24 protein-coding genes and 1 pseudogene are annotated in these 22,444 nt (G+C 70.0%); 13 read left to right on the top strand and 12 right to left on the bottom strand.

Annotated features, from left to right (window positions below; genetic code table 11):
- The coding region (locus MKK67_RS09485) for a transposase (RefSeq protein ID WP_243963651.1) at nt 1-233 on the top strand (233 nt) is incomplete at its 5' end.
- Nucleotides 234-393: 160 nt separating this feature from the next.
- Here the strand turns inward: MKK67_RS09485 and MKK67_RS09490 are convergent.
- Entirely contained in the window at nt 394-1,779 is a 1,386-nt protein-coding gene (locus tag MKK67_RS09490; RefSeq protein WP_243963653.1) for a CoA transferase, read from the bottom strand.
- Nucleotides 1,780-1,865: 86 nt separating this feature from the next.
- Between MKK67_RS09490 and MKK67_RS09495 the strand changes: the two genes are divergently transcribed.
- From MKK67_RS09495 to MKK67_RS09515, 5 genes are all read left to right on the top strand, one after another.
- Complete coding sequence (locus MKK67_RS09495) at nt 1,866-3,503, top strand: ABC transporter ATP-binding protein (protein WP_243963654.1); 1,638 nt, start codon at nt 1,866-1,868, stop codon at nt 3,501-3,503.
- Between the two features lie 2 nt (nt 3,504-3,505).
- Complete coding sequence (locus MKK67_RS09500; protein ID WP_243963655.1) at nt 3,506-4,726, top strand: phosphopentomutase; 1,221 nt, start codon at nt 3,506-3,508, stop codon at nt 4,724-4,726.
- Between the two features lie 11 nt (nt 4,727-4,737).
- Nucleotides 4,738-4,929 carry a DUF1192 domain-containing protein gene (locus MKK67_RS09505; RefSeq protein WP_243963656.1) on the top strand — a complete coding sequence of 64 codons (192 nt, stop codon included), beginning with the start codon at nt 4,738-4,740 and terminating at the stop codon, nt 4,927-4,929.
- A gap of 4 nt (nt 4,930-4,933) precedes the next feature.
- A complete protein-coding gene (locus MKK67_RS09510; RefSeq protein WP_243963657.1) occupies nt 4,934-6,226 on the top strand; it encodes a leucine-rich repeat-containing protein kinase family protein in 1,293 nt (430 codons plus the stop codon).
- A 167-nt stretch (nt 6,227-6,393) separates the two neighbouring features.
- Complete coding sequence (locus MKK67_RS09515; protein WP_243963658.1) at nt 6,394-7,566, top strand: acyltransferase family protein; 1,173 nt, start codon at nt 6,394-6,396, stop codon at nt 7,564-7,566.
- 42 nt (nt 7,567-7,608) lie between these two features.
- Here the strand turns inward: MKK67_RS09515 and MKK67_RS09520 are convergent.
- The 5 genes and pseudogenes from MKK67_RS09520 to fliL all read right to left on the bottom strand — a co-directional run.
- Nucleotides 7,609-7,899, bottom strand: a pseudogene (locus tag MKK67_RS09520) (Lrp/AsnC family transcriptional regulator); the annotation flags it as partial.
- A 119-nt stretch (nt 7,900-8,018) separates the two neighbouring features.
- Entirely contained in the window at nt 8,019-8,873 is an 855-nt protein-coding gene (locus MKK67_RS09525) for a MotE family protein (RefSeq protein WP_243963659.1), read from the bottom strand.
- Entirely contained in the window at nt 8,870-9,373 is a 504-nt protein-coding gene (locus MKK67_RS09530) for a DUF6468 domain-containing protein (RefSeq protein WP_243963660.1), read from the bottom strand. The genes MKK67_RS09525 and MKK67_RS09530 overlap by 4 nt, the downstream gene beginning before the upstream one ends.
- 15 nt (nt 9,374-9,388) lie before the next feature.
- Nucleotides 9,389-10,603 carry a flagellar motor switch protein FliM gene (gene fliM / locus MKK67_RS09535; RefSeq protein WP_409566926.1) on the bottom strand — a complete coding sequence of 405 codons (1,215 nt, stop codon included), beginning with the start codon at nt 10,601-10,603 and terminating at the stop codon, nt 9,389-9,391.
- Between the two features lie 55 nt (nt 10,604-10,658).
- The gene (gene fliL, locus MKK67_RS09540; RefSeq protein WP_243963662.1) at nt 10,659-11,234 is read right to left on the bottom strand and encodes a flagellar basal body-associated protein FliL; all 576 of its coding nucleotides are present in this window, start codon (nt 11,232-11,234) and stop codon (nt 10,659-10,661) included.
- 257 nt (nt 11,235-11,491) lie between these two features.
- Here fliL and flgF point away from each other — a divergent pair, with 257 nt between their 5' ends.
- The 4 genes from flgF to flgH are packed head-to-tail and all read left to right on the top strand — an operon-like array spanning nt 11,492 to nt 15,012.
- Nucleotides 11,492-12,232: a flagellar basal-body rod protein FlgF gene (flgF, locus tag MKK67_RS09545; RefSeq protein ID WP_243963664.1), complete on the top strand. Its 741-nt coding sequence runs from the start codon at nt 11,492-11,494 to the stop codon at nt 12,230-12,232.
- 13 nt (nt 12,233-12,245) lie between these two features.
- The gene (gene flgG / locus MKK67_RS09550) at nt 12,246-13,037 is read left to right on the top strand and encodes a flagellar basal-body rod protein FlgG (RefSeq protein ID WP_243963665.1); all 792 of its coding nucleotides are present in this window, start codon (nt 12,246-12,248) and stop codon (nt 13,035-13,037) included.
- A gap of 34 nt (nt 13,038-13,071) precedes the next feature.
- The gene (gene flgA / locus MKK67_RS09555) at nt 13,072-14,229 is read left to right on the top strand and encodes a flagellar basal body P-ring formation chaperone FlgA (protein ID WP_243963667.1); all 1,158 of its coding nucleotides are present in this window, start codon (nt 13,072-13,074) and stop codon (nt 14,227-14,229) included.
- Nucleotides 14,230-14,262: 33 nt separating this feature from the next.
- Nucleotides 14,263-15,012 (top strand): flagellar basal body L-ring protein FlgH, encoded by a 750-nt coding sequence (flgH, locus tag MKK67_RS09560; RefSeq protein WP_243963669.1) that lies wholly within the window; start codon nt 14,263-14,265, stop codon nt 15,010-15,012.
- A gap of 6 nt (nt 15,013-15,018) precedes the next feature.
- Here the strand turns inward: flgH and MKK67_RS09565 are convergent, their stop codons facing one another.
- The 5 genes from MKK67_RS09565 to MKK67_RS09585 all read right to left on the bottom strand — a co-directional run bounded on the left by MKK67_RS09565 (nt 15,019) and on the right by MKK67_RS09585 (nt 19,306).
- Entirely contained in the window at nt 15,019-16,317 is a 1,299-nt protein-coding gene (locus MKK67_RS09565; RefSeq protein ID WP_243963671.1) for a Gfo/Idh/MocA family protein, read from the bottom strand.
- Between the two features lie 83 nt (nt 16,318-16,400).
- Nucleotides 16,401-16,769: a PilZ domain-containing protein gene (locus MKK67_RS09570; RefSeq protein ID WP_243963673.1), complete on the bottom strand. Its 369-nt coding sequence runs from the start codon at nt 16,767-16,769 to the stop codon at nt 16,401-16,403.
- Nucleotides 16,770-16,869: 100 nt separating this feature from the next.
- Complete coding sequence (locus MKK67_RS09575; RefSeq protein ID WP_243963674.1) at nt 16,870-17,625, bottom strand: phosphatase PAP2 family protein; 756 nt, start codon at nt 17,623-17,625, stop codon at nt 16,870-16,872.
- 31 nt (nt 17,626-17,656) lie between these two features.
- Complete coding sequence (locus MKK67_RS09580; protein WP_243963720.1) at nt 17,657-18,175, bottom strand: 2'-5' RNA ligase family protein; 519 nt, start codon at nt 18,173-18,175, stop codon at nt 17,657-17,659.
- A gap of 27 nt (nt 18,176-18,202) precedes the next feature.
- On the bottom strand, nt 18,203-19,306 hold the full coding sequence (locus MKK67_RS09585) for an SPL family radical SAM protein (RefSeq protein WP_243963721.1): 1,104 nt from the start codon (nt 19,304-19,306) through the stop codon (nt 18,203-18,205).
- Between the two features lie 192 nt (nt 19,307-19,498).
- Here MKK67_RS09585 and MKK67_RS09590 point away from each other — a divergent pair, with 192 nt between their 5' ends.
- Nucleotides 19,499-20,440 carry an alginate O-acetyltransferase AlgX-related protein gene (locus MKK67_RS09590; protein ID WP_243963675.1) on the top strand — a complete coding sequence of 314 codons (942 nt, stop codon included), beginning with the start codon at nt 19,499-19,501 and terminating at the stop codon, nt 20,438-20,440.
- Here the strand turns inward: MKK67_RS09590 and MKK67_RS09595 are convergent.
- On the bottom strand, nt 20,434-20,658 hold the full coding sequence (locus MKK67_RS09595) for a hypothetical protein (RefSeq protein WP_243963676.1): 225 nt from the start codon (nt 20,656-20,658) through the stop codon (nt 20,434-20,436). The two genes, MKK67_RS09590 and MKK67_RS09595, sit on opposite strands and share 7 nt — an antisense overlap.
- 238 nt (nt 20,659-20,896) lie before the next feature.
- On the opposite strand from MKK67_RS09595, the gene MKK67_RS09600 reads away from it, so the two are divergent.
- Together MKK67_RS09600 and MKK67_RS09605 are read left to right on the top strand one after the other, a co-directional pair.
- Nucleotides 20,897-21,871, top strand: coding sequence for a glutathione S-transferase family protein (locus tag MKK67_RS09600; protein ID WP_243963677.1), 975 nt, complete (start codon nt 20,897-20,899; stop codon nt 21,869-21,871).
- A 93-nt stretch (nt 21,872-21,964) separates the two neighbouring features.
- A complete protein-coding gene (locus tag MKK67_RS09605; protein WP_243963678.1) occupies nt 21,965-22,432 on the top strand; it encodes a hypothetical protein in 468 nt (155 codons plus the stop codon).
- Nucleotides 22,433-22,444 lie beyond the last annotated feature (12 nt).

A 22,444-nucleotide genomic window follows, 5' to 3' on the forward strand; every position in this document is an offset into this window, starting at 1 on the left:
GCGCGCGGGACATGGCCCGCGACATCGCGCGCTCCGAGGAAGGCAAAACCTCGCGGCGCGAGCGCAAGAAGGTTGAGATGCTGTTTGCCCACCTCAAGCGTATCCTGAAGCTGGACCGCCTCCGGCTGCGAGGGCCGAACGGAGCAAGAGACGAGTTCCACCTCGCAGCCGCCGCCCAGAACCTGAGGAAGCTCGCAAAGCTCCTCCCGATCCCGCAGCCGAGCCCGGCCTGACCGGCTGGCGACACCCAGCTCGAGGGCGAGGGCTCATCCCGCCCCTCTTCGAACTCGGCCGCCAACGAGTTTTTCAACGAAATCGGTCGAGAGCAGACGGCACCGACCGGCAACCCGCCTGCGTCGTCCGCCCAATCTGGTTACCTTTCAAACCTGAATCCTACCGCGGGCCGACCCCCGGCTCCACCGCCCAGGCCGGTGCATCATCCCCGAGACGGCGCGCAGCCCGGTCCCAGCGCATCGCGGTCCCGGTCACCGTGAGCGGTGGTCGCAGGCGCCGCGCCGGCCCCCAGGAGGTCGCCTCGATCTCCGGGGCGAGATCCTCCGGAGTCTCGGGGGCGAGCGCAGGCTCCGGCTCGGCCGGGCCGGCGGCGATCAGGAACGCCGCTGTCCGGGCCAGCGACAGGCGCGCTTGGCCGCCGGTGCCGTCCCGGAGCCGCCGGGCCAGCAGCCGGAGCACGGCCGCCGCCATGAGGTAGCCGGTGGCGTGGTCGAGGGCCTGGACCGGGAGCGGTACCGGCACCTCGGCCTGCCGCCAGGCCTGGCCGGCCTCGGCGAGGCCGCAGCTCATCTGCACCAGGCTGTCGAAGCCGCGCCGGCCGGCCCAGGGGCCGGTCCAGCCATAGGCGTCGAGCGACACGTCGATCAGGCCCGGGGCCAGGGCGCGGCGCGCCTCCGGGCCATAGCCGAGCCCGTCGAGGGCACCGGGGTGGTAGCCGTGGACCAGCACGTCCGCGCCCGCGAGCAGAGCCTCGAAGGTCGCCCGGTCGGCCGCCCGGCGCAGGTCGAGGCGGGAACAGGTTTTTCCCAGCGTCACCTCGGGCTCGATGGCCGGCTCGCTCCAGTCAGGCGAATCGATCCGCAGCACGTCCGCCCCGAACCCGGCGAGGAACCGGGTCGCCACGGGGCCGGCCAGAACCCGGGTCAGGTCGAGCACCCGCAGGCCGGCGAGCGGCCGCTCCGGCCGGGGGTGCCAGCGCGACGCGGTCCGGTCGGAAGCGGAGGTGAACGCCACCAGGGGTTCTTCGGCCACCGCCCGGCCCTGGGAATGGGCCGCCCAGGCATCGAGCCCGCGCATCTCGGCCGCGCAACCGCCCTCGGCCAGGATCGCCGCCTCCAGCCCCGCCTTGTCCCAGCCGGCCACGGCTTGCGCCATGCCGGCCCGGTCGGCTTGCGCGCCGAGCACCCGCTCGGCCGCCGCCCGGTGGTGCGGGGCGTTGGTGTGGAGCCGGATCCATCCGTCCCGGGCTTGGTAATCGCCGGCCACCGGGTCCCAGGGCGCCGGAACCCGCCAGCCGAGCGGCCGCAGCGAGGTCGCGAACCAGGCCGAGGCGAGCCGCCGGTCCATCGTGACCGAGCCGTCGCCGCCAGCAACTTCCGCGAGCGCCAGGCCCGCCACTGCAATCGAGGCCGCGGCGAGGTCGGTGACCCGGAAACAGGAGGGGAGGGCGCCGGTGCCGGTGATGCGAAGAGACGGGGACGCCCGCGAAGGGTCTTCGACGGGAAACCGGGTCTGCGCGGCCAATTCTTCGACGAGATCGGGCATGGCGAATCCCCGGGTTGCGGGCGGCGCGCATCATCGCGCATCCGCGGCCGGGTAGGCTAGGGTCCCGGCCGCGCTATAAGGGTCCCATGTCCGAGGCCGAAACCCCGCCGCTCCTGTCCGTCGAGGGCCTGTCCGTCGCCTTCCGATCCCGGGAGGGCGAGACGGCGGCGGTCGATTCGATCGGCTTCACCATCCGCCGGGGCGAGACGGTGGCGCTGGTCGGCGAATCGGGCTCCGGCAAGTCGGTGACCGCCCTGGCGATCCTGAGGCTGCTCGACGGCGCAGCCCGCCAGAGCGGAAAAATCCTGTTCAAGGGCAGGGACTTGGCGGGCCTGCCGGAGCGCCAGATGCGCGACGTGCGCGGCGCCGACATCACCATGGTGTTCCAGGAGCCGATGACCTCGCTCAACCCGCTCCACACGATCGAGCGGCAGATCGGCGAGGTGCTGGGGCTGCACCGGGGCCTGTCCGGCAAGGCCGCGCGCAAGCGAATTCTCGAGCTGCTGGACCTGGTTGGCCTGCGCGACGCCGAGCGCCGGATGGGCGCCTACCCGCACGAGCTCTCGGGCGGCCAACGCCAGCGGGTGATGATCGCCATGGCGCTCGCCTGCGAACCGGACCTGCTGGTTGCCGACGAGCCGACCACCGCCCTTGATGTGACGGTGCAGGCGCAGATCCTGGCGCTGCTGGCCGACCTGCAGAAGCGCCTCGGCATGGCGCTGCTGTTCATCACCCACGATCTCGGCATCGTCGAGCGGATCGCCGATCGGGTCTGCGTGATGCTGAAAGGCAAGATCGTCGAGGCCGGCGAGACCCGGTCGGTCTTTGCCAACCCGCAGCACGCCTACACCCGCCGCCTGATCGCCTCGGAGCCGAAGGGCCGCGCCAACCCGGTCCCGGCCGATGCGCCGACGCTGGTGGAGGCCGGGCCGCTCAAGGTCTGGTTTCCGCTGAAATCGGGGGCGCTCCGGCGCGTTACCGGCCACGTCAAGGCTGTGGACGGGGTCTTGCTCAAGGTCCGGGCCGGCGAAACCGTTGGCGTCGTTGGCGAATCCGGCTCCGGCAAGACCACGCTCGGGCTCGCCCTGCTGCGGCTCACCGGCTCGGAGGGGCCGATCGTGTTCCTCGGAAAACCCATCGACGGCTTCACAGTGGCGCAGATGCGGCCCTTGCGCCGGGACATGCAGGTGGTCTTCCAGGACCCCTACGGCTCGCTCTCGCCGCGCATGTCGGTGGCCGATATCGTCGCCGAGGGCCTGATCGTGCAGGGCGCGGCGCGCTCGCGGGCCGAGCGCCGGGCGGTGGTGTCGAAGGCGCTCACCGATGTCGGCCTCGACCCGGCCGCCATGGATCGCTACCCGCACGAATTCTCCGGCGGCCAGCGCCAGCGCATCGCCATCGCCCGAGCGATGGTGCTCGACCCCCGCTTCGTCGTGCTCGACGAGCCGACCTCGGCGCTGGACCGCTCGGTGCAGGCGCAGATCGTGACGCTTCTGCGCGACCTGCAGCGCACGCGCGGCCTCGCCTACCTGTTCATCAGCCACGACCTGAAGGTGGTCCGGGCGCTCGCGAACTACGTGGTGGTGATGCAGAACGGCCGGGTGGTCGAGGAAGGCCCCGCCGAGACGATTTTTTCCGACCCGCAGACGCCCTATACACGGGCGCTGTTCAAGGCCGCCTTCGCCCTCGACAGCGATGCCGCCACCGAGCTGGAGCCCGCCTGATCGTGGCCCGCGCCCTCCTCATCGTGCTCGATTCCGTCGGGATCGGCGGCGCCCCGGATGCCGACGCCTACGGCGATGCCGGGTCCGACACGCTCGGCCACATCGCCGAGGCCTGCGCGGTCGGGCGTGGCGACCGGGCCGGCCTGCGTGCCGGCCCCCTGCGCCTGCCCCATCTCGCGGAGCTCGGGCTCGGCCTCGCCGCCGCCGGGGCCTCCGGCCGGATCCCACCGAACCTCGCGCCTCGGGGGGATCCCCGCGGCGCCTACGGCCATGCCGTGGAGATGGCCGCCGGCAAGGACACACCGTCCGGCCATTGGGAGATCGCCGGCCTGCCGCTGACCGAGCCCTGGGGCCATTTTCCGGACACGCGGCCGGCTTTCCCGCCCGCCCTGGTCGAAGCGCTGATCGCCGAGGGCGGCCTGCCCGGTATTCTGGGGGATCGGCACGCGCCCGGCGTCGCCATCATCGACGAACTCGGCGCCGAGCACGTCCGGACGGCCAAGCCGATCTGCTACACCTCGGCCGACAGCGTCTTTCAGATCGCCGCCCACGAGGAGACGTTCGGGCTGGAGCGGCTCTACGAGCTGTGCCGGGTGGCGCGCCGGCTCTGCGACCCCTACCGGGTCTGCCGGGTCATCGCCCGGCCGTTCCTGGGCTCGGCAGAGGCGGGCTTCCGCCGCACCGGCAACCGCAAGGACTTTGCGGTGGCGCCCCCCGGCCGCACCCTGCTCGACCGGGCCGAGGCCGAGGGCCGGGCGGTGGTCAGCGTCGGCAAGATCGGCGACATCTTCGCCCACCGCGCCACCGGCCGCGAGATCAAGCCCGGGGCCAACGCCGCCTGCCTGCAGGCCGGGCTCGACGCTTTAGCCGACCTGCCCGAGGGCGGCTTGGTCTTCGTCAACCTGGTGGATTTCGACACGGAGCACGGTCATCGCCGGGACGTGCCGGGCTACGCTGCCGAACTGGAGGCGTTCGACGCACGCGTTCCCGCGATCCTGGCGGCGCTCAAGCCCGGCGACCTCGCGGTGATCACGGCCGACCACGGCAACGATCCGACCTGGACGGGGACAGACCACACCCGCGAGCAGGTGCCGGTCCTAGCCTTCGGCCCCAGCGTCGCCCCCCGGGCGATCGGCCGGCGGGACACGTTCGCCGATATCGGCGCGACCCTGGCGGCCCATCTCGGGCTCCCCTGGGACGGCGCCGGCCGCGTATTCCTGTAAGGAGCCGCGCCATGCGAGACGACGACGACCGGCCGCGCAAGGCCGTCGCCCACGAGATCGGGCAACCCCTCGATACGCTGTCGCTCTCCGACCTCGACGCGCGCATCGCGCTGCTGCGGGAGGAGATCGCCCGCATCGAGGCGGCGCGGGCGGCCAAGGAAGCGGCGCAGGGCGCGGCCGACGCCTTCTTCAAGCGGGGCTGACACCTTGGACCGAACCGAAACCCTCGCCGCCCTGCGGCGCGGCGATCTTGCGGGCGCGCGGGAGCTGCGGCTGCCCGATGGGCTCGCCGAATTTCCCCGCGAGATTTTTGGCCTCGCCGACACCCTGGAGGTGCTGGATCTCGGCCGGGGCGGCTTCACCGACCTGCCGGATGATCTCGGTCGCCTGAACCGCCTGCGGGTGCTGTTCGCCTCCGGCAACCGGTTCGAGCGCCTGCCGCCGGTCCTGGGCGATTGCCCGACGCTCAGCCAGCTCGGCTTCCGCGGCTGCGGCATCCAGGCGGTGCCGGCGGAGGCGCTGCCGCGCGACCTGCGCTGGCTGACCCTCACCGACAACGCGATCGAGACCCTGCCGGACGCCCTCGGCGAGCGCCCGCTGCTGCAGAAGCTGATGCTGGCGGGCAACCGGATCGCGCGCCTGCCCCAGGGCCTTGCCGGTGCGAACAATCTCGAGCTGATCCGCCTGTCCTGCAACCGCCTCGACGCCCTGCCGCCCTGGCTGGCATGCCTGCCGCGCCTCGCTTGGATTTCCTTTGCGGGTAATCCCGCCGAGCCCGTCACGGAGCCCACCCCGTCGACGCCCGTGCCGTGGTCGACGCTGGAGGTCGGCGACCTGCTCGGGGAGGGGGCCTCGGGCCGGGTCCACCGGGCGCTCTGGCGCGGACCGTCCGACCCGCAGGCGGTGGCGCTGAAGTTGTTCAAGGGCGCGATGACCAGCGACGGCCTGCCGGAGCGCGAGATGGAAGCCTGCCTCGCCGCCGGCACCCATCCGGCCCTCACCGGCGCCCTCGGCCGGCTCGTCGACCATCCCGACGGTACGCAGGGGCTGCTGCTCCGGCTGCTGCCGGCGCAGTGGCGCGTGCTGGCCGGCCCGCCGAGCCTCGCGAGCTGCAGCCGCGATGTCTACGACCCCGCGCTCAAGCTCGACGCAGAAAAGGCCCTGCGGATCGCCCGCGCCGTCGCGGAGGCCGTGGCGCATCTGCACGGGCGCGGCCTGCTGCACGGCGACGTCTACGCCCACAACACGCTGTGGGATGCCGAGACCGGCGCAGCCGTGCTCAGCGATTTCGGCGCCGCCTCGGCGCTGCCTGCCGGTGACGAGGGCGCAGCGCTGCGGCGGATCGAGGTACGGGCCGTCGGGATCCTGCTCGGCGAGTTGCTCGACCGCTGCGATGCGGCGCCGGACGGATTGCGGGTTTTGGTGGAGGCGTGCCTGCAGGCCGATCCTGAGGGGCGACCGGGCTTGGGGGAGGTGGTCGCCGGGATCGGACAGATGTGAGATTGCGCGGCGGGAAAATTCTTAACCTGAAACATACAAAGCAGCCTGCCGGCTTCAAGCGAGGCATATTTTAAGTTGATTTTATGAATTCAGCATCATGCTGCAGATCCCGGCAAGCTTTGGCATTCAAGTTCAAAGTTTGACGCAGGGTAAGACATTTCTGTAAAATGAACCCGATCAGACTCGGCGAGAGTACACTATTGGGACAGAGACTTCAGCAGCTGGATGGCCTACGAGGCGTCGCGGCCATCAGCGTCGTCGCCTTTCATATCCTGTCGGCTTTTAGCCCGGAGCTGGTCGCGGAACAGGAACAAAACACCGCCTGGATCGCATACACGCCCCTCTCCGTCTTCTGGAACGGAACGTTCGCCGTTTCGATTTTCTTTGTCTTGAGCGGGTTCGTGGTGACCCATGCCACGCTGCGAAAATCCGATCCTCTCTGGATCGATGCGGGCATTCGGTATTTGCGGCTTGCCATCCCGGCAACGGTCAGCGCGCTCATAGGCTGGTTGCTGCTCAGCTTGTACCCGACCTCGGCTACGGAAGCGTCATCCCTTTCGATGAGCCCATGGCTGCGATGGACATATCAAGACGTCATTCCAGGGCCGATTTCCGCCGTCTACGACGGCTTGCTCGATATTTTTCTGTCCGGAGGCTCGTTCTTCAACAATGCCCTCTGGACCATGCGGCCGGAATTACTCGGCTCGTTCGCATGCTTCGCGGTATGCCTATTCAAAACCGCTCATGTCAGGCTATGCTTCACGTTCGTTCTTGCCATAGTCGTCATCATTGCGGGAAAGTACGAATATGAATGCTTTGTCCTGGGCATCGTATTACGCGAGGCTTGGGCTTCAGGCCGCCTCCCGACTGTGTTCCCCATCTCCGCACTGATCGTGGGACTGATCCTCGGCTCGCAAAGTGTCGCGTCGATGGAATTGCTCGGTCTCGATTGGCTGCCGACCGCCTTCACACCCCAATTCCGCGGCGGGCTGCTCTACCCGATTGCGGCTGTGCTCGTGGTCTACGGCTGCATGCGCTCAGGTCCGATTGCCTCTGCCCTTTCAGGGCGGACCGGAAAATTTCTCGGTGCGATCTCGTTCCCGCTCTATCTCATTCACGTGCCACTTTTATGCACGCTCGTTGCCGATCTTTACCTCACCTTGTCTGGAAGACCGATCCTGTTTTCCTTTGCGCTCGGACTCTTCAGTGTCCTCATGATCATTGTGGCCTATGCCATCGAAAGGTGGCTGGAGCGGCCATTCCTGAGACTTCTGAGTGGGCTGAGATCCGCTCTTCGAGCGAAGAGCGGACATGAGGCTGTGATGCGCGCCTCCGCTTAGAGCGCTCGCCGACGAAGTGAGCACGCTTCGGCGGCGAGCGCTCTAGCGATCCAACGGCAGCAGACGCCGCCGGACCGGTTGTGCCTTCACGATGGCGGTGTTGGTTTCGGCTTTGTCGGCGATGCGATCCAGTATCCCGTCGAGATCGCCGACCGTGCGCACGTGGAGCCGCGCGAAGAAACAATCTTCGCCCGTCACCTTATCGCATTCCACGATTCCGGGCAGATCCTCGATCAGCCGCTGAACGACGTGGAGCTTTCCGGGCAGCGGCCGGATGCGCACCAACGCCTGAAGCGAATAGCCGAGCGCGGCCGGATCGATGTCCAGGGTGAAGCCAGTGGCTCGGCATCGCCGCGATCCTGCTGGCCGCCGCGGGATCGACCCTCGGCTGGCGGATCGGCGCCGGCACGGCCGCGGAGGGTGCGGCCTGAGCGGGACCGAGCGTCGCCCCCTTACCGGCCTACCGGACCTGGATCGATCGCCGGCAATTCGTTCGCCGGCAGACCCGCACCGGCCTGCGCCTGGACAGCGCCGACGCCGCGGGCCCGGTTGGCGAGCGTCACGGTCAGGCGTTCGGCCGTATCGGGCTGCATCACCGCCAGGATCTCGGACATCTTGCGGGGGTTCATGGCCAGGACGATCGGCACCAGCACGTCTTGGCCGAGGCGGTCGAACACCCGGGCGGCATCCTTCGGCTTCATCGACTCGTACATCGTGACGATGTTCTTCAGCCCCTGCTTCTCGGCCTCCTCGCGGGCCTTGACAGCCGTATCGACTTTCTCCTCCGCCTGCTTGAGGTCGCCCAAACCGGTCTCGAGCTTGCGCTCGGCCTCGTTGAGCATCTTTTCGCGCAGCTCCAGCTCGTCGTTCTTCTGGCGCAGCGCGTCGCGCCGGGCGCCGAGCTTTTCCAGGAGCGCGCGCTCGGTGGGCGAGCCGGATGCCGCCTTGGCCGGCTCGGGGGCGGGCATCTCCGGCGGCTTTTCCGCCGGCGCCGCGGGCGCCTCCTCCTTGGCGCCGACCGATCCGGTGGTGACAGGGTCGGGCGGCTCGTAGCCGGTGCGCGCCCGGGCCACCGCCCGGCCGTATTCGGGCAGGGTTCCGACACCCGGCATGCCGACCTGCGCCAGGGTGAGCAGCTTGAGCAGCAGCAGGCCGCCGGCCGCGATCGCCACGGCATCGATCAGGCGCAGCCGCACCGGCCGCACCGGCTTCAGGCGCGAGCGGCGCAGGGCCGTGGCGGCCGGGCGCGGCGCCTTCGGGACGGCTTTGGGTGCCGGCGGGATTTTTGGGGCTGGGACGCCGGTCACGCGGCGCGCGCCCGCACGCGGGCCAGGGCGCGCTCGCTCATCGCCAGGGCGGCCGCTGCGGCGGCGCCAAGGCGTTCACCGTTCGGGCTCGTGGACTCGGGGCGGGCGGCGGGAATCTCGGGCTCGGGCGCAGGCCGCGGGGCCGGCGGCGGCTCGGCCCGGACCGGCACGGCCCGCATCTGCGCGACGATCGCGCCGATGCGCATCACCACGGTTTCCCCGGCCTCAACCTGCGCGGCCAGCTCGGCGGAGCGGGCGGTGGCCGCCTCGATCCGGGTGGTGAGGGTGCGGTCGCCGTCGTCGATCGCTGAGCGCAGGCCCGCGATGGCGCGCTCGGCCGTGCCGGTGGCGACCATCAGGTCGCCGATGGTCTGGCGCAAGGCCGCCTCGTCACCCTTGAGCTGGCTGATCCGTCGCGACAGGCGCAGGCAGGTGACGATCGTGGCCGCGAGCAGGACGGCGACCAGGATGTCGGCGGCGAGCGTGACGAAGAGACTCATGATCGGGACCGCACGCTAAACATCGGAATGGCTGTTCATCGAGGCCTCGTAGGCCTGGATGGTCGTGCGCGAGCGGCGCAGGGGCCGCGTGACCTGGACGGCGATGTTGCCGTCGACCTGGCCGATCCGCCCCTGGGTCAGCGCCCAGTCGCCGCAGCGCACGGCGATCAGGTCGGACGGCTTGGCGTCGAACATCAGGGTGTCGCCGACTTTGAGGCGCATCACCTGCTTGAGCGGCAGCATCATCTCGTGCAGCACCGCCTGCATGGTCACGTCGGCCTGCCAGATCTCGGTGGCGAGATGGCCCTCCCAGACATGGTCGCGGCCGAGCTTCTCGCCCATGAAGCTCTGGGTCAGCAGCTCCCGGATCGGCTCGATGGTCGCGTAGGGAAACAGGATCTGCAGCATGCCGCCGCGCCCGTCGACGTCGAGGCGCAGGCTGATCAGGATCGCGGCGTTGCCGGGCCGCGTGATGGTGGCGAAGCGCGGGTTGGTCTCGATCCGGTCGATGTCGAAGGTCACGGGCGAGAGCGGCTGGAACGACTGCTCCAGGTCGCCCAGGATGATCTCCACGAGGCGGCGCACCAGCGTCATCTCGATCGAGGTGAACGGCCGTCCGTCGAGGCGGCTCGACGAGCCGCCGCGCTTGCCCCCGAGCAGGAGGTCGAAGGTCGCGTAGGCGAGGTTGGAATCGACCGTGACGAGGCCAGAATTCTCCCATTGCTCGGCGCGGAACACGCCCAGCAGGGTCGGAAGCGGGATCGCGTTGAGATAGTCGCCGAACCGCACCGAGGTGATGTTGTCCAGCGTCACCTCGACGTTGTCTTGGAACAGGTTGCGCAGGGAGGTCGACAGCAACCGGATCATCCGGTCGAAGACGATCTCCAGCATCGGCAGGCGTTCGTACTGAACGACGCCCGAATCGACGATGGCCTGAACGCCCCCGGCCCCTGAGGCCGAGAGCTCGCGCATGGAGAAGCCGAGGACGCCGTCGATCTCGTCCTGGTTCAGCACCCGGTCGTTGCCGGCGAGCTCGGGGAGGTTGTCGCTCTCCCCGTCCTCGATCATCGTCGCCCATTCGGCGGCGACGTCTCCGGCGTTGCGCGTGGTGCCCTGCTCGGCGAGCGCCGCGCCCCATTCCTCGGCGAGCGACGTATCGCCGCCCTCGGCGCCCTGCTCCAGAAGGGCGGCCGACCAATCGTCTTCGGGAAGTTCGTCCTCGGGTTCCATCAGGCGCGTCCGCTCAAGGCCTGGTTGGTGGCGACCGACGGGATCATCGGCTGGGTCACTGGACGATCACGTCCTTGAACAGCACGGCCTCGACCTTGGCGGGGTAGACGGCGACGTTGACCCGCCGCAGCAGCTCCTCGCGCAGCCGGTACAGGCCGACCGAGCCGGTGAGGTCGCTCACGCGCAGCTCGCGCATGTAGACCTGGAGGGTGTCCTCGATGCGCGGCATCAGGGGCTTCACCTCGTCCTCGACCCCGGAATCCTTGAGTTCGAGGGCGAGCCGCAGCTTGGCGTACTTGGCCTTCTCCTGCGGCATGTCGGGGCTGAGGTTCAGCAGCATCTCGCGCAGCTCGACGAACACGATCGGCTTCTTGCCGTCCGGGCCGACGCCCTTGGCGGCATCCCCACCATGCCCGCCGCCGCCATGCCCCCCGCCATGACCGCCGCCCCCGGCGGCCGCCTCCTTGCCTTCGGCGTTGCCGCCTTGACCCATCATCATGAAGGCGCCCCCGCCGCCGACCACCAGCAGAGCGGCGGCGGCGGCGATGATCACGAGCTTCTTCTTGCTCTTGGGGGCGGCATCGGCGCCGGCCTCACCGTCTTCGGCGGCCTTCTTGGGCTTCTTGGCCATGGGAAATAATGCTCTATCGCGGATATCCGCGTGCCGGGTATCCTCGGATATCGAAGCATTACGGTTAACGTGTCGTTAAGCGGGCAAATCCTGCCGGGCCAGGATTGCCGCCGCGCAGCTCCCGCCTGTCAGAAGGGTTACCGGACCCGCGCGCAAATCCTTACACTTGCACGCAAAATCGGTTTTTCGGGTGTTGGCACAGCGGATGCTGAATGGATCGTTGCCGCCACCGCGGCACGCGAGTGTCAGAGTCCACGATGCAGAATGCCCTCTTCGTCGGCGTGTCGAGCCAGATGGCGCTCCAGCGCGAGCTGGACGTGATCTCCAACAACATGGCGAACGTGTCGACCTCCGGCTTCAAGGGCCGGAGCACGCGCTTCCAGGAATACCTGATGCCGGTGGCGAGCGCGGATTCCTTCGCCCGGCCCGACCGTCGGCTCTCCTACGTCATCGACCAGGGCACTACCCTGGACCTGGGCCAGGGGCCGATCGAGCAGACCGGCAACCCGCTCAACGTCGCCGTCAAGGGCTCGGCCTTCATCGCGGTCCAGTCGCCGCAGGGCGAGCGCTACACCCGCAACGGCGCCTTCGAGATCGACCCGACCGGCGCCCTCGTGACCAGCGACGGCTACAAGGTGGCGGGCGATGGCGGCCCGATCACCATCAACCCGCAGGAGACCGGCCTGACGATCGGGACCGACGGCACCGTGTCGACCAATCTTGGCATCCGCGGCAAGATCAAGCTCGTCACCTTCGCCAACCCGCAGCGGCTCACCAACGAGGGCGGCAACCTCTACGCCTCGCCTGAGCCCGCGCGCCCGGCCGGGCTCGAGGGCCGCGTGGAGTCCGGTGCGCTCGAGCGCTCGAACGTGCGTCCCGTCATCGAGATGACCCGGCTGATGGACGTGAACCGGTCCTACGCCATGGTGTCGAGCATGATCACCCGCCTCGACGACCTGCGGGGCACGGCGATCCGCCGCCTCGCCGACGTCGCCTAAGGGGGCCTGACCGATGCGCGCCCTCTACTCAGCCGCCACCGGCATGGCGGCCCAGGAACTCAACGTCCAGGTCATCTCCAACAACATCGCGAACCTGCGCACCACCGGCTACAAGCGCCAGCAGGTGCACTTCCAGGATCTGCTCTACCAGAACCTGCGCCGGGCCGGCTCGTCGACCTCCGAGCAGAACACCCAGCTCCCCGCCGGCCTCGCCCTCGGCTCGGGTGTGAAGACCACCTCGACCGCCCGCGTCATGTCGCAGGGCACCCTGAGCTCTACCGAAAAAGATTACGACGTCGCGGTCCGCGGCGAGGGCTTCTTCCGGGTGACGATGCCGGACGGCCGCACCGCTTATTCCCGGGACGGCTCCTTCGACCTGTCGGCCACCGGGCAGCTCGTCACCCGGGACGGCTACCTGCTCGACCCGGCGATCACCGTGCCGCAGACGGCGACCGCGGTGACGATCAGCGCCACCGGCGCCGTCCAGGCGACGCTGCCCGGACAGACCGCGCCGCAGGCTCTGGGCCAGTTCCAGCTGTCGCGCTTCATCAACAAGGTCGGCCTCGAATCGATCGGCGACAACCTGTTCATCGAGACCGCGGCCTCCGGGCCGGCGATCAGCGGCCTGCCGGGGGCGGAAGGGTTCGGTAACCTTCAGCAGAGCTACCTGGAAGAAGCGAACGTCAACGCCGTCACCGAGATCTCGTCGCTGATCGCCGCGCAGCGGGCCTACGAGATGAACTCGAAGGTCGTCACCGCCGCCGACCAGATGCTCTCCACCACCTCGCAGATGTTCCGCAGCTGACCGCGCGTCCTGCCATCACTTCAGGTCTCCGCTCATGTATGCCGGCTTCCATCCCGACACGGTTCTCGCCGATCTTCCCCTCGTCAGCACGGCGGTGGACGAGAGCGACCTCAGCCCGATCGTGCGCCGGGCCCGCCCGCGGGTGCCCACCCCCGGCGCCGCGGTGCTGCTGCGCGCGGCGCTCGCCTTCATGACCTTCGCGGCCATCGGCGCCCTGGCGATCCCCGCCATGGCCGAGCCCGGGATGCAGCCGGGCGAGACGCAGAAGACCCAGCCGCGGCTGCGCGGCGACGTGACCGCGCGGGGCGACGTCCTGGCGCTCGCCGACCTCGTCGAGGGCGCGCCGGACTTCCTCGCCGCCCGCCCGCTGTTCCGCTCGCCGGCTTTGGGCGCCACCGGGACGATCCAGACCCGCCGCATCGTCGAGGCCGCCGCCGCCCTGGGCGTCACCGGCTTGGAGACCGGAGGCCGGATGCAGATCGCCGTGCAGCGCGCCGCCCGGCGCCTGGGGCCGCCGGATATCGAGGCGGCGCTCAAGCGCGGCCTGGAATCGGGCTACGGCCTCGATCCGCGCAGCGTTGCGGTCCGCTTCGACGGCGACGGCCCGACGCTGCTGGCGCCCGTGGACCTTGCCGGCCAGGCCGCCGCCCTCGACCTGACCTACGATCCGCGCTCGCGCCGAGTCTCGGGCCTTGTGAGCCTGGGCGAGCGGCAGGCGTCGCTGCGGGTCTCGGGCGTCGTGATCGAGCTGCGTGAGGTGGCGGTGCTGACCCGGGCGCTCAACCGGGGCGATCCGGTGCGGGAGGGCGACCTCGTCGTGGAGCGCCGCCCCCGCGAGGCCGTAGCGAGCGACGCGCAGCTCGGCGTCAGCACGGTCCTGGGCGAGGTCGCCCAGCACCCGCTCCCGGCCGGCACGGTGCTGCGGGTCTCCGACACCGCGCTGCCCGAACTCGTGGCAAGGGGCGAGAGCGTGACCATCGTGTACGAGACCGCCAGCGTCAGCCTGTCGATGCGCGGCCTCTCCAACGAGGCCGGCCGCATGGGCGCGGTCGTCAACGTCGTGAACGTAGCCTCGAAGAAGGTCCTCCAGGCCACCGTGATCGGCCCCGGCCGGGTCTCGGTCGGCCCCGGCCCGGTCGCCCAGCAGAGCGCCGGCACCCAGTCAGTCCAGGCGACCGCGTCCCTGCACTGATCGCCCTTATCGATGCGTCAACGAGTTCCCCCGATGGCCAGCCGCCTTGTCCTCAACCCGCTCGCCGCCGCGCTGATCGCCGGCGCGCTCGGCGCCTGCAACACCGCCGACCGGCTGTCCCAGGTCGGCGCCACGCCGGCCCTGTCGGCGATCGAGGATCCCACGACCCAGCCCGGCTACAAGCCGGTGCGGATGCCGATGCCCGACGTGCAGCCGGTCTCCTACGCACCGAACTCGCTGTGGCGGACCGGCTCACGGGCGTTCTTCAAGGACCAGCGGGCCGCCCGGCTCGGCGACCTGCTGACCGTGAAGGTCAACGTCACCGACCAGGCCAACATCAGCAACGAGACCAAGCGGTCCCGGGCCAACACCGAGAGTTTCGGCCTGCCGAACGCCCTCGGGCTGGAGAACAACGCCGTCGGCAAGTCCTTCGGTGTCGGCGGCAGCGCGCTCCTGTCCGCCACCTCGGCGACCGCCAATGACGGCGCCGGCTCGGTCCAGCGGGCCGAGACCGTGACCACGAACGTCGCCGCGGTGGTCACCCAGGTCCTGCCCAACGGCAACCTCGTGGTCGAGGGCAAGCAGGAGATCCGGGTGAACTTCGAGGTCCGCGAGATGGTGGTGGCCGGCGTGGTCCGGCCGGAGGACATCGAATCCGACAACACCATCGACTCGACCAAGATCGCCCAGGCCCGCATCGCCTATGGCGGACGCGGCCAGATTACCGACGTGCAGCAGCCCCGTTACGGCCAGCAGATCGTGGATATCCTGCTGCCGTTCTAAAGGCTCTCAGCTCGGCTCCTCCGGCTCCGGTCCCCGGGTCACGTCGAGGCCTGTGCCGGCTCCGGCCGGGGGGCCGACCTTGACCGGGGCGCCGGTCCGGGCGGATTCGTAGATCGCCTCCATCAGAACCTGATCCTGCAGCCCCTCCTCGCCGGGGGTGCGGGGGCGCAGGTTCTCCTGGATGCACCGGGAGAAATGGTCGATCTCCAGGGCGAACTGGTTCTTCGGGCTCAGCACCTTCTCGTCGCGCGCACCGGACTTGCCGTCGCGGTGGGACACGAACAGCCGCTGGCCTTCGTATGCGAAGGCGTTCTGCAGATCGACCGCGGCGTTGCCGGTGTGCAGCGTCAGGCTGCGCGCCTCGTAGACGCCGTAGCTCGATGTGCATTGCGCGATCACGCCGGACGGGAAGTGCATCGTGAAGCTCACGGTCTCCTCGACCTCGCGGAACTTCGGATCGTCGGGCGGCGAATGGATCTGGGCCTGGATCAGGTCCGGCTCCTCGCCGAGCACCGCCCGGGCGGTGTTGAGGCAGTAGAGCCCGATATCCGGCAGCGAGCCGCCGCCCGCCAGCGCCTTCTTGAGCCGCCATTGCTCGGGCAGCCCGGTGGTCTGGCCGTTGAAGGCCTGGATCATCCGCGGGCGCCCGAACTCGCCCGAGCGAGCGAGCTTGATCACCGCGCGGTTATGCGGCTCGTACTGACAGCGATAGGCGATCATCAGCTTGACGTTGGCCTGGTTGCAGGCCGCGATCATGTCGCGGCATTCCTGCGACGTCACCGCCATCGGCTTCTCGCACAGCACCTGCTTGCCCGCCGCCGCCGCGGCCAGGACGTTGTCCCGGTGCACGCCGTTGGGCGTCACGATGTAGACGGCCTGGATCGCGGGATTGGCCTTGAGCCGGTCCCACTCGTCGTAGCCGTAGACGGCATCGTCCGGCAGCCCGTATTGCCGGGCCACGAGCTTGGCCTTGTCGGGCGTTCCCGACATTACCGCGGCGAGCCGCGAGCGCTTGGTCGCCCCGAAGGCCGGGAGGATCTCATCGAGGCTGAGCCGCCCGAGGCCGACAACGCAATAGCCGATCCGCTGTCCCGGAGGCTGGGGCGCCGGGCTCGGGGCCGGCGGACGGTCGGCCGGGCCGCGCCAGTTCGGGAACATCACGCGCCCGCCCTGGACTGCGCCGGTATCGGCCGGGACCGTCGGGCCTGGCTGCGCCGCCTGGGCCGCACCGCCGAGGCTGGCGCCGGCCAGGGCGCTCCCCGCGGCCAGGAGGGTGCGTCGTGAGAGCCGGGTGTCGTCCGCCATGAGCCTCGCCGTTTCACTGAATTCGCGTCACGGCACCGAATCACCGTGATATGGGGCGAGCGTCCGATATCGCTGCTGTCCCCTCAGTGAACGCAAGCTGGTGCCCGGTCGTTTCCGCCGAGCAGCGCGGCGCGCAGACGCGTGACCTCGGCCTCGCTGTCGGCGAGGCGACGCGCCAGCGCCGCCGGCTCGGAGGCCGCCCGCGTCTCGGTAAAGCCGATGCCGATCGTCGCGCCCGCGCGCCACGCCACGAAGGCCCGCCGGGTCTCGTTCCGGCAGGGGATGAACAGGTCGAAGCAATCCGGCAGCGTGGCCTCGGGCGGGACGCCGATCCGGGCACCGCCGAGCGAGACGTCGCGCACGACGCAGTCGATCTCCGGCAGGAAGGCCGCGGTCCGAACGCGTCCGCACAGGCAGACACGGCGGCGGGCGGTTTGGCGACGCTCGATCACGATCGCTGTCCTCAGGTTATCGGTCGTTCCGACAACCTCAATCGAGCCCGGATGGCACCCTGAGGTCCACCTTAACCTCCGGTTTACCTTAATCGTCCGGTTACGGCGGCGGCGGGTCCGGCGCCTCGACCTCTCCACGCCGCTGCAGCTGGAGGGCAACGAACCAGCACAGGCAGGCCCAGGCCGCCCCGATGCACCAGCCGGCCAGCACGTCGCTCGGCCAGTGGACGCCGAGATAGATCCGGCTGAGTCCGACGAGCAGCGTCAGGCCGACCCCGAGCCCGAGCACCAGGGCCTTCGCGCTCCGGTTGCGATCGACCCGCGCGACGAGGGTCGCGAGGGTCAGGTAGGCGATGGCCGACATGGTGGCGTGGCCGCTGGGGAAGCTCGCGGTGAACACCTCCATGCCGTGGGGCACGAGGTCCGGCCGCGGCCGCTGGTAGAACAGCTTCAGCACCGTCGAGACCAGCTCGCCGCCTCCCACCGCGGCGAGCACGAACACGCCGATCCGGCGCCGCCCGGAGACCGCCAGATAGGCCGCCACCGCGCAGGTCAGGAACAGCACCGTGAAGACGCTGCCGAGCCCGGTGATGTCGCGCATCGTCTCCTCGAGCCAGGGCGGTCCGATCGGGTCGGAGAGGTCGGCCGGGTTGCGCAGGGCGAGCAGGATCTTGCGGTCGAGCGCCGCGGTCGAGCCCTCGCCGACCTCGTGGGCGAGGTAGAAGAACCCGTAGCCGAGAATGCTGACGCCTAGGAGGGCGACGAGCGGGCCGACCTCGTTGAGCCGCAGGCGCAGCCAGACCGCCATCGCCCGCCCGGTGAGCGGATTGTGCTGCAGACGACTTGGCGCCCTCATGGCGCGTCCCCCGTGTTGCGCGTGCGGACCATCAGGCATTCTCTCCGAAGGCCAGGACGGCGACCGCCTCCCAGGGTCCGCCGAGATAGCGCCACAGCCGGGTCGCGGGCGCCGTGAAGTGGAACGGCGCGAACCCGGCAGCCAGATCGGCATGGAGCGCACGCGCCTTGTCGGGGGCAACCTTGTTTTGCACGGTCACGTGCGGGCGCCAGCCCTGGCGATCCTGCGCGGTGAGATGGGGCTCGAAGGTCTTGGCGAGCCGGGCCCGGAAGTTCGACAGCGACTCCGATTCGAGCACGTAGGCCACGCCCCGACCGGTGAAGCGCAGGCCGGTGACCGCGACCTCCGGGGCCGGTACCGTGCGGGCCAGGGTCGTCACGGCCTCGATCACGCCGCGCTCCTTATCCCCCGGCAGGTGGTGGAACAGCGTCGCGTGGGCTGGGATCAGGTTCAGGGCCTCGGGGAAATTCCGCCGCCGCTCGCCATCGAAGCGCGCGAAGGTCGGCTCGTCGAAGGCGAGGGTCAGGATCAGGGGGGCCGCGTCATGCATGCGGGGCGACATGGCGCCTGAACCCGCTCAGGTCCAGTACAGCACCCGCGCAGCCGGCAGGTCGCGGGCCAGACGCTCCGTGAGATGCGCCCGCATCGCCTGCATCAGCGGCTTCGGGAAGACGTGCTTCACCGTGCCGAACTTGGTGCGCTTCTCCACCCGGTCGGCCTCGTCGAGGGGCAGGTCCGAGCCCGGATACCAGCCGCGCAGGACTGCCTTCGAGATCGGCGTGAACCGGTGGGTGATCAGTTCTGCGGTCAGGTCGAGATCGGGGATGCCGGCCAGCGCGTCGGCGGCGTCGCGGATCAGGCCAGCATAGGCGTCCTCCCAACCCTCCACCGGGATGATCGGCGCGATGGTCAGGCCCACGGGATAGCCGGCCCGCGCCATGGCGCCCATCGCGGAAAGCCGCGCGTCGAGCGGGTCGGTGCCGCCTTCGTAACGCGAGGCAGGCCGGGCATTGACCGAGAAGCGGATGCGCGTGCGCCGGTTGTGCGGCAGATCGAGGAGGGGCGCCACCGCGGCGAATTTCGTGGTGAAGCGCAGCTGCACCGGCGCGTCCCAGGCGCCGAAATGCCGGATTGCCGCGGTGAGTGAGCCGGTGAGGTGCTCGATGCCGAGCGGATCCGTGTAGCAGGAGGCCTCGAAGGTGGTGCCCTCGTGCGCCCGCTCGGTGGAGGCCGAGGTGACGGCGCCTTGGCCGGCATAGGCCGCAAGGTTGTCGAGGATCGCGTCGAGATTGGCGTAGGCGCGGGTCACCGGCGGCCCCTGGAGCGAGCCGGCGAGGTAGCAATACTGGCAATGGGCCGGGCAGCCCTCCGCCAGGTCGAAGCGCCAGTCGGCCGAGGGCGGGATCGGCTGGAGCCGCAGCTTAGTGGGCGGTGCCACCGTGATCGCGAGGGTCGCCTTGGCCGACGTGTAGACCTTGCGCGGATCGGCATCGCGCAGGCCGGTGAGGCGGTTGGAGGCGAGCCGTTCCACCGGCAACCCCATCGCCTCGGCCCGCTCCGCCATGGCCCGGCCATGGGCGAAATCGAGCGCGGCCGGCGTCACCAGGACCCGGCGCGGGCGCCAGAGTCGGGCTGGACGGGGGCGGGCCAGAACGGGGCTTTCGACCGCCGGGGCGGGCATCAGGAGCGAGGGGGACGACATAACTGTCGAACGCGCGCCTGCCGGACCGGGTCCGGCTCAGGCGCCCGAGCGCGGTGCGGCCGAAGCGCTCGCCGCCGAAGGGGCAGCCGGCTCGTCTGCGAGTCCGTATCGCCAGGAGGGCCAAGCCGTTCCCGATTGCAAGCCCATCCGGAACGGCTCTAAAGCACGGCCATGGCTTCAGGCAGGGAGAGCGTACATGTCGGCCGCGACGGATGGCTGTTCCTCACCGGCGGCACCAACCGCGTCATGGACCGCTACCGGGGCGGATTGCGGCACTGGCTGCTGCTGCGCGGGTGGGCGCGGCTGATCGAGACCAGAGCGCGGCGGGCCGAAAGCCTCGGGATCCGCTGCCTGCACGTGATCGTGCCGGAGAAGCTGTCGGTCTACGACGACAAGGTCGAGGGGCTGCGCTACGCCCCGGCCAAGGCCTCGACCCGGCGCCTGGCCCGGCGCTTAGCCCGGCACCCAGCCTATCTCGATCTCCTGGCCCCGCTGCGGGCGGGTCGCGACGGCCCGGTGCCGCTGTACCTGCGCACCGACACGCACTGGACCATCCAGGGCTGCCTGCTCGCCTATCGCGAGATCATGCGCGCCCTCGGGGCGATCCCGCCGGCCGATATCGGGGCACGGCCGCAGGTGGTCTCGGAGGAGGTCATGGATCTCGGCGAGAAGCTGCGCGACCGCCCCCGGGAGCGGCTGGACCGGTTCATGCTGCAGCGTGACGCCAAGCGGGTCGAGGTCGGCCCGATGCTCGCCGCCTACGAGGCGCAGGGGCGGGACCGGGAGGCGCATGTCGGCGCCCATGTGGTCTACCGGAACGAAGCGGAGGCCGCCGATCCGCGCCGCCTCGTCCTGTTCGGCGATTCCTGCGCGCATTTCGACCCGTTCCTGCTGACCGGGCTGCTGGCCGAGAGCTTTCGCGAGGTCCACTTCGTCTGGTCGGCGAGCCTGGACTGGCACTACATTGAGCGCGTGCGTCCCGACATCCTGCTGTTCGAGCTGGCCGAGCGCTTCCTGGCCCGGCTCCCGAAGGACGATTTCGATGTGACGGTCTCGGGCCAGCGCGGCACCGGCGGGCGTGTGGCGCAGATGAAAGCCGCCGCGGCTCAGTAGATCGCCGGATCCAGGCGGGCGTACTCGGTGATGCTCGCCGCCTGGTACTTGGCGAAGGATTCCGGCGCGCAGGCGATGCCGATCATCAGGACCAGCAGCGTCGCCACGCAGGCCAGCGTCGCCGTGACGAGATCCGCGTGCCGCCGGAGGGTGTGGATGATCAGGCACCCCAGGGTGAACAGGGCCGCCTCTGCGACGGGCACCAGCGCCAACGACATCTTCCAGCTCCATCCAGTCTCCCGCCGGGCCGGGGTCGCTGCGGGCACGCAGCGGCGGGCGGGTGTCGTGTCAATGGCCGATTATGCTGCACTGCAACAGAAGCGTGGGCGCAGGCCTGCGTTGCACGCGGCTCTTAAGCGAATCGCAACCGGGACGGATCGTCCGGCGCATGGCCCTTTCCGCGCGACGCCCGGCTCCCATCTCGCCTCGATCACCTCTCGCAACGGGACATCACCCATGGGCCTCCTCGTCGACGGCGTCTGGCGCGACCAATGGTACGACACCGCCTCGACCGGCGGCCGGTTCGAGCGGAAGGCCTCGTCCTTCCGCAACTGGGTGACCGCGGACGGCGCGCCCGGCCCCTCCGGGGAGGGCGGCTTCAAGGCCGAGCCGGGGCGCTACCACCTCTACGTCTCGCTGGCCTGCCCCTGGGCCCACCGCACCCTGATCGGCCGCGCCCTCAAGGGCCTGGAGGAGGCGATCACCGTCTCGGTGGTCGATCCGCATATGGGCGAAGAGGGCTGGGTGTTCGGCGACACGCCGGGGGCGACGCCGGATCCGATCCACCGGGCGACCCGCCTCTATGAGGTCTACCGGGCGGCGGACCCGTCCTATACCGGCCGCGTCACGGTGCCGGTGCTGTGGGACCGGCAACGCGGCACCATCGTGTCGAACGAATCCGCCGAGATCCTGCGGATGCTCAACGGCGCCTTCGGTGGGACCGGGCCGGACCTGTATCCGGAGGATCTGCGCGCCGCGATCGATGCGATCAACGCGCGGGTCTACGACCGGGTGAACAACGGCGTCTACAAGGCCGGCTTCGCCACCGCGCAGGACGCCTACGCAGCCGCGTTCGAGGCCCTGTTCACCGAGCTCGACGCCCTGGAAGACTGCTTCGACCGGGGCCGCTACCTCTGCGGCGACCGCCTGACCGAGGCCGACATCCGGCTGTTCACCACGCTGGTGCGGTTCGATGCGGTCTATGTCGGGCACTTCAAGTGCAACCGCCGCCGGATCGCCGATTATCCGAACCTGTCGAACTACCTGCGCGACCTCTACGCGCTGCCCGGCGTCGCCCCGACCGTGAATCTCACCCACATCAAGCGCCACTATTACGAGAGCCACCCGACCATCAATCCGACCCGGATCGTGCCGGTGGGGCCGGATCTGGACTTCGCCGCGCCCAACGACCGCGCCCTGCGTTTCGGCTAGGAGGCCGGCCAATCCGGACCGATCGGCGCGCCTCCCTCGACAGGCGGCGCCGCACGCCTAATTCGACGGCAAACGGAGGAGACCCGGCCCGCCATGACCACACGCCTGCGCCTCGCGCTGCTCTGCACTCTTCTCAGCCTGCCGAGCGTGGCGCAGGCCCAGGCGGCGCTCAAGCTGGAGGGGGCTTGCGAGAAGCTGGTCGTCGACGGTCGCGATCTCAGCGCGTCTTGCGGCAACGTGCTGATGAACGCGGTGAGCCGCAACCGCACGAGCTTCGACTTCACCGCGGCGGACGGACAGGCGCTGAGCTTCAGCGGTAACGGCGCCCAGCAGGAGGCCACCGAGGAGACCGACCCGCTGCAGCCCATCAACCTCGTGATGGTCGGCAAGGACGGGGCGCCGACGCTCGCGATCGGCGCCTGCCGGTTTTCCACACCGGAACCCGGCCGCACCGCGATCACCTGTGAGGCGAGCACTGCGGACGGCCACGCCTATGCGGGGACTTTCGTGACCGCCGCCAAAGCTGCGGAGAAGGCGCCCCCCGGGACGCCGGCGCGCTGAGTCTGGGCTGGT

The sequence above is a fragment of the Methylobacterium sp. J-072 genome (assembly GCF_022829425.1).
Taxonomy (GTDB): Bacteria; Pseudomonadota; Alphaproteobacteria; order Rhizobiales; family Beijerinckiaceae; genus Methylobacterium.

What these genes read in the sequence shown, in the direction of transcription:
- fliM (WP_409566926.1), bottom strand. Translation starts at nt 10,603, where the DNA reads ATGGAACCCGAGGACGAACTTCCCGAAGACGATTGGTCGGCCGCCCTT.
- fliL (WP_243963662.1), bottom strand. Translation starts at nt 11,234, where the DNA reads ATGGCCAAGAAGCCCAAGAAGGCCGCCGAAGACGGTGAGGCCGGCGCC.
- MKK67_RS09600 (WP_243963677.1), top strand. Translation starts at nt 20,897, where the DNA reads ATGGGCCTCCTCGTCGACGGCGTCTGGCGCGACCAATGGTACGACACC.
- MKK67_RS09580 (WP_243963720.1), bottom strand. Translation starts at nt 18,175, where the DNA reads ATGCATGACGCGGCCCCCCTGATCCTGACCCTCGCCTTCGACGAGCCG.
- MKK67_RS09565 (WP_243963671.1), bottom strand. Translation starts at nt 16,317, where the DNA reads ATGGCGGACGACACCCGGCTCTCACGACGCACCCTCCTGGCCGCGGGG.
- MKK67_RS09495 (WP_243963654.1), top strand. Translation starts at nt 1,866, where the DNA reads ATGTCCGAGGCCGAAACCCCGCCGCTCCTGTCCGTCGAGGGCCTGTCC.
- flgH (WP_243963669.1), top strand. Translation starts at nt 14,263, where the DNA reads ATGGCCAGCCGCCTTGTCCTCAACCCGCTCGCCGCCGCGCTGATCGCC.
- MKK67_RS09490 (WP_243963653.1), bottom strand. Translation starts at nt 1,779, where the DNA reads ATGCCCGATCTCGTCGAAGAATTGGCCGCGCAGACCCGGTTTCCCGTC.
- MKK67_RS09585 (WP_243963721.1), bottom strand. Translation starts at nt 19,306, where the DNA reads ATGCCCGCCCCGGCGGTCGAAAGCCCCGTTCTGGCCCGCCCCCGTCCA.
- MKK67_RS09595 (WP_243963676.1), bottom strand. Translation starts at nt 20,658, where the DNA reads ATGTCGTTGGCGCTGGTGCCCGTCGCAGAGGCGGCCCTGTTCACCCTG.
- flgG (WP_243963665.1), top strand. Translation starts at nt 12,246, where the DNA reads ATGCGCGCCCTCTACTCAGCCGCCACCGGCATGGCGGCCCAGGAACTC.
- MKK67_RS09575 (WP_243963674.1), bottom strand. Translation starts at nt 17,625, where the DNA reads ATGAGGGCGCCAAGTCGTCTGCAGCACAATCCGCTCACCGGGCGGGCG.
- flgA (WP_243963667.1), top strand. Translation starts at nt 13,072, where the DNA reads ATGTATGCCGGCTTCCATCCCGACACGGTTCTCGCCGATCTTCCCCTC.
- MKK67_RS09530 (WP_243963660.1), bottom strand. Translation starts at nt 9,373, where the DNA reads ATGAGTCTCTTCGTCACGCTCGCCGCCGACATCCTGGTCGCCGTCCTG.
- MKK67_RS09605 (WP_243963678.1), top strand. Translation starts at nt 21,965, where the DNA reads ATGACCACACGCCTGCGCCTCGCGCTGCTCTGCACTCTTCTCAGCCTG.
- flgF (WP_243963664.1), top strand. Translation starts at nt 11,492, where the DNA reads ATGCAGAATGCCCTCTTCGTCGGCGTGTCGAGCCAGATGGCGCTCCAG.
- MKK67_RS09505 (WP_243963656.1), top strand. Translation starts at nt 4,738, where the DNA reads ATGCGAGACGACGACGACCGGCCGCGCAAGGCCGTCGCCCACGAGATC.
- MKK67_RS09515 (WP_243963658.1), top strand. Translation starts at nt 6,394, where the DNA reads ATGAACCCGATCAGACTCGGCGAGAGTACACTATTGGGACAGAGACTT.
- MKK67_RS09590 (WP_243963675.1), top strand. Translation starts at nt 19,499, where the DNA reads ATGGCTTCAGGCAGGGAGAGCGTACATGTCGGCCGCGACGGATGGCTG.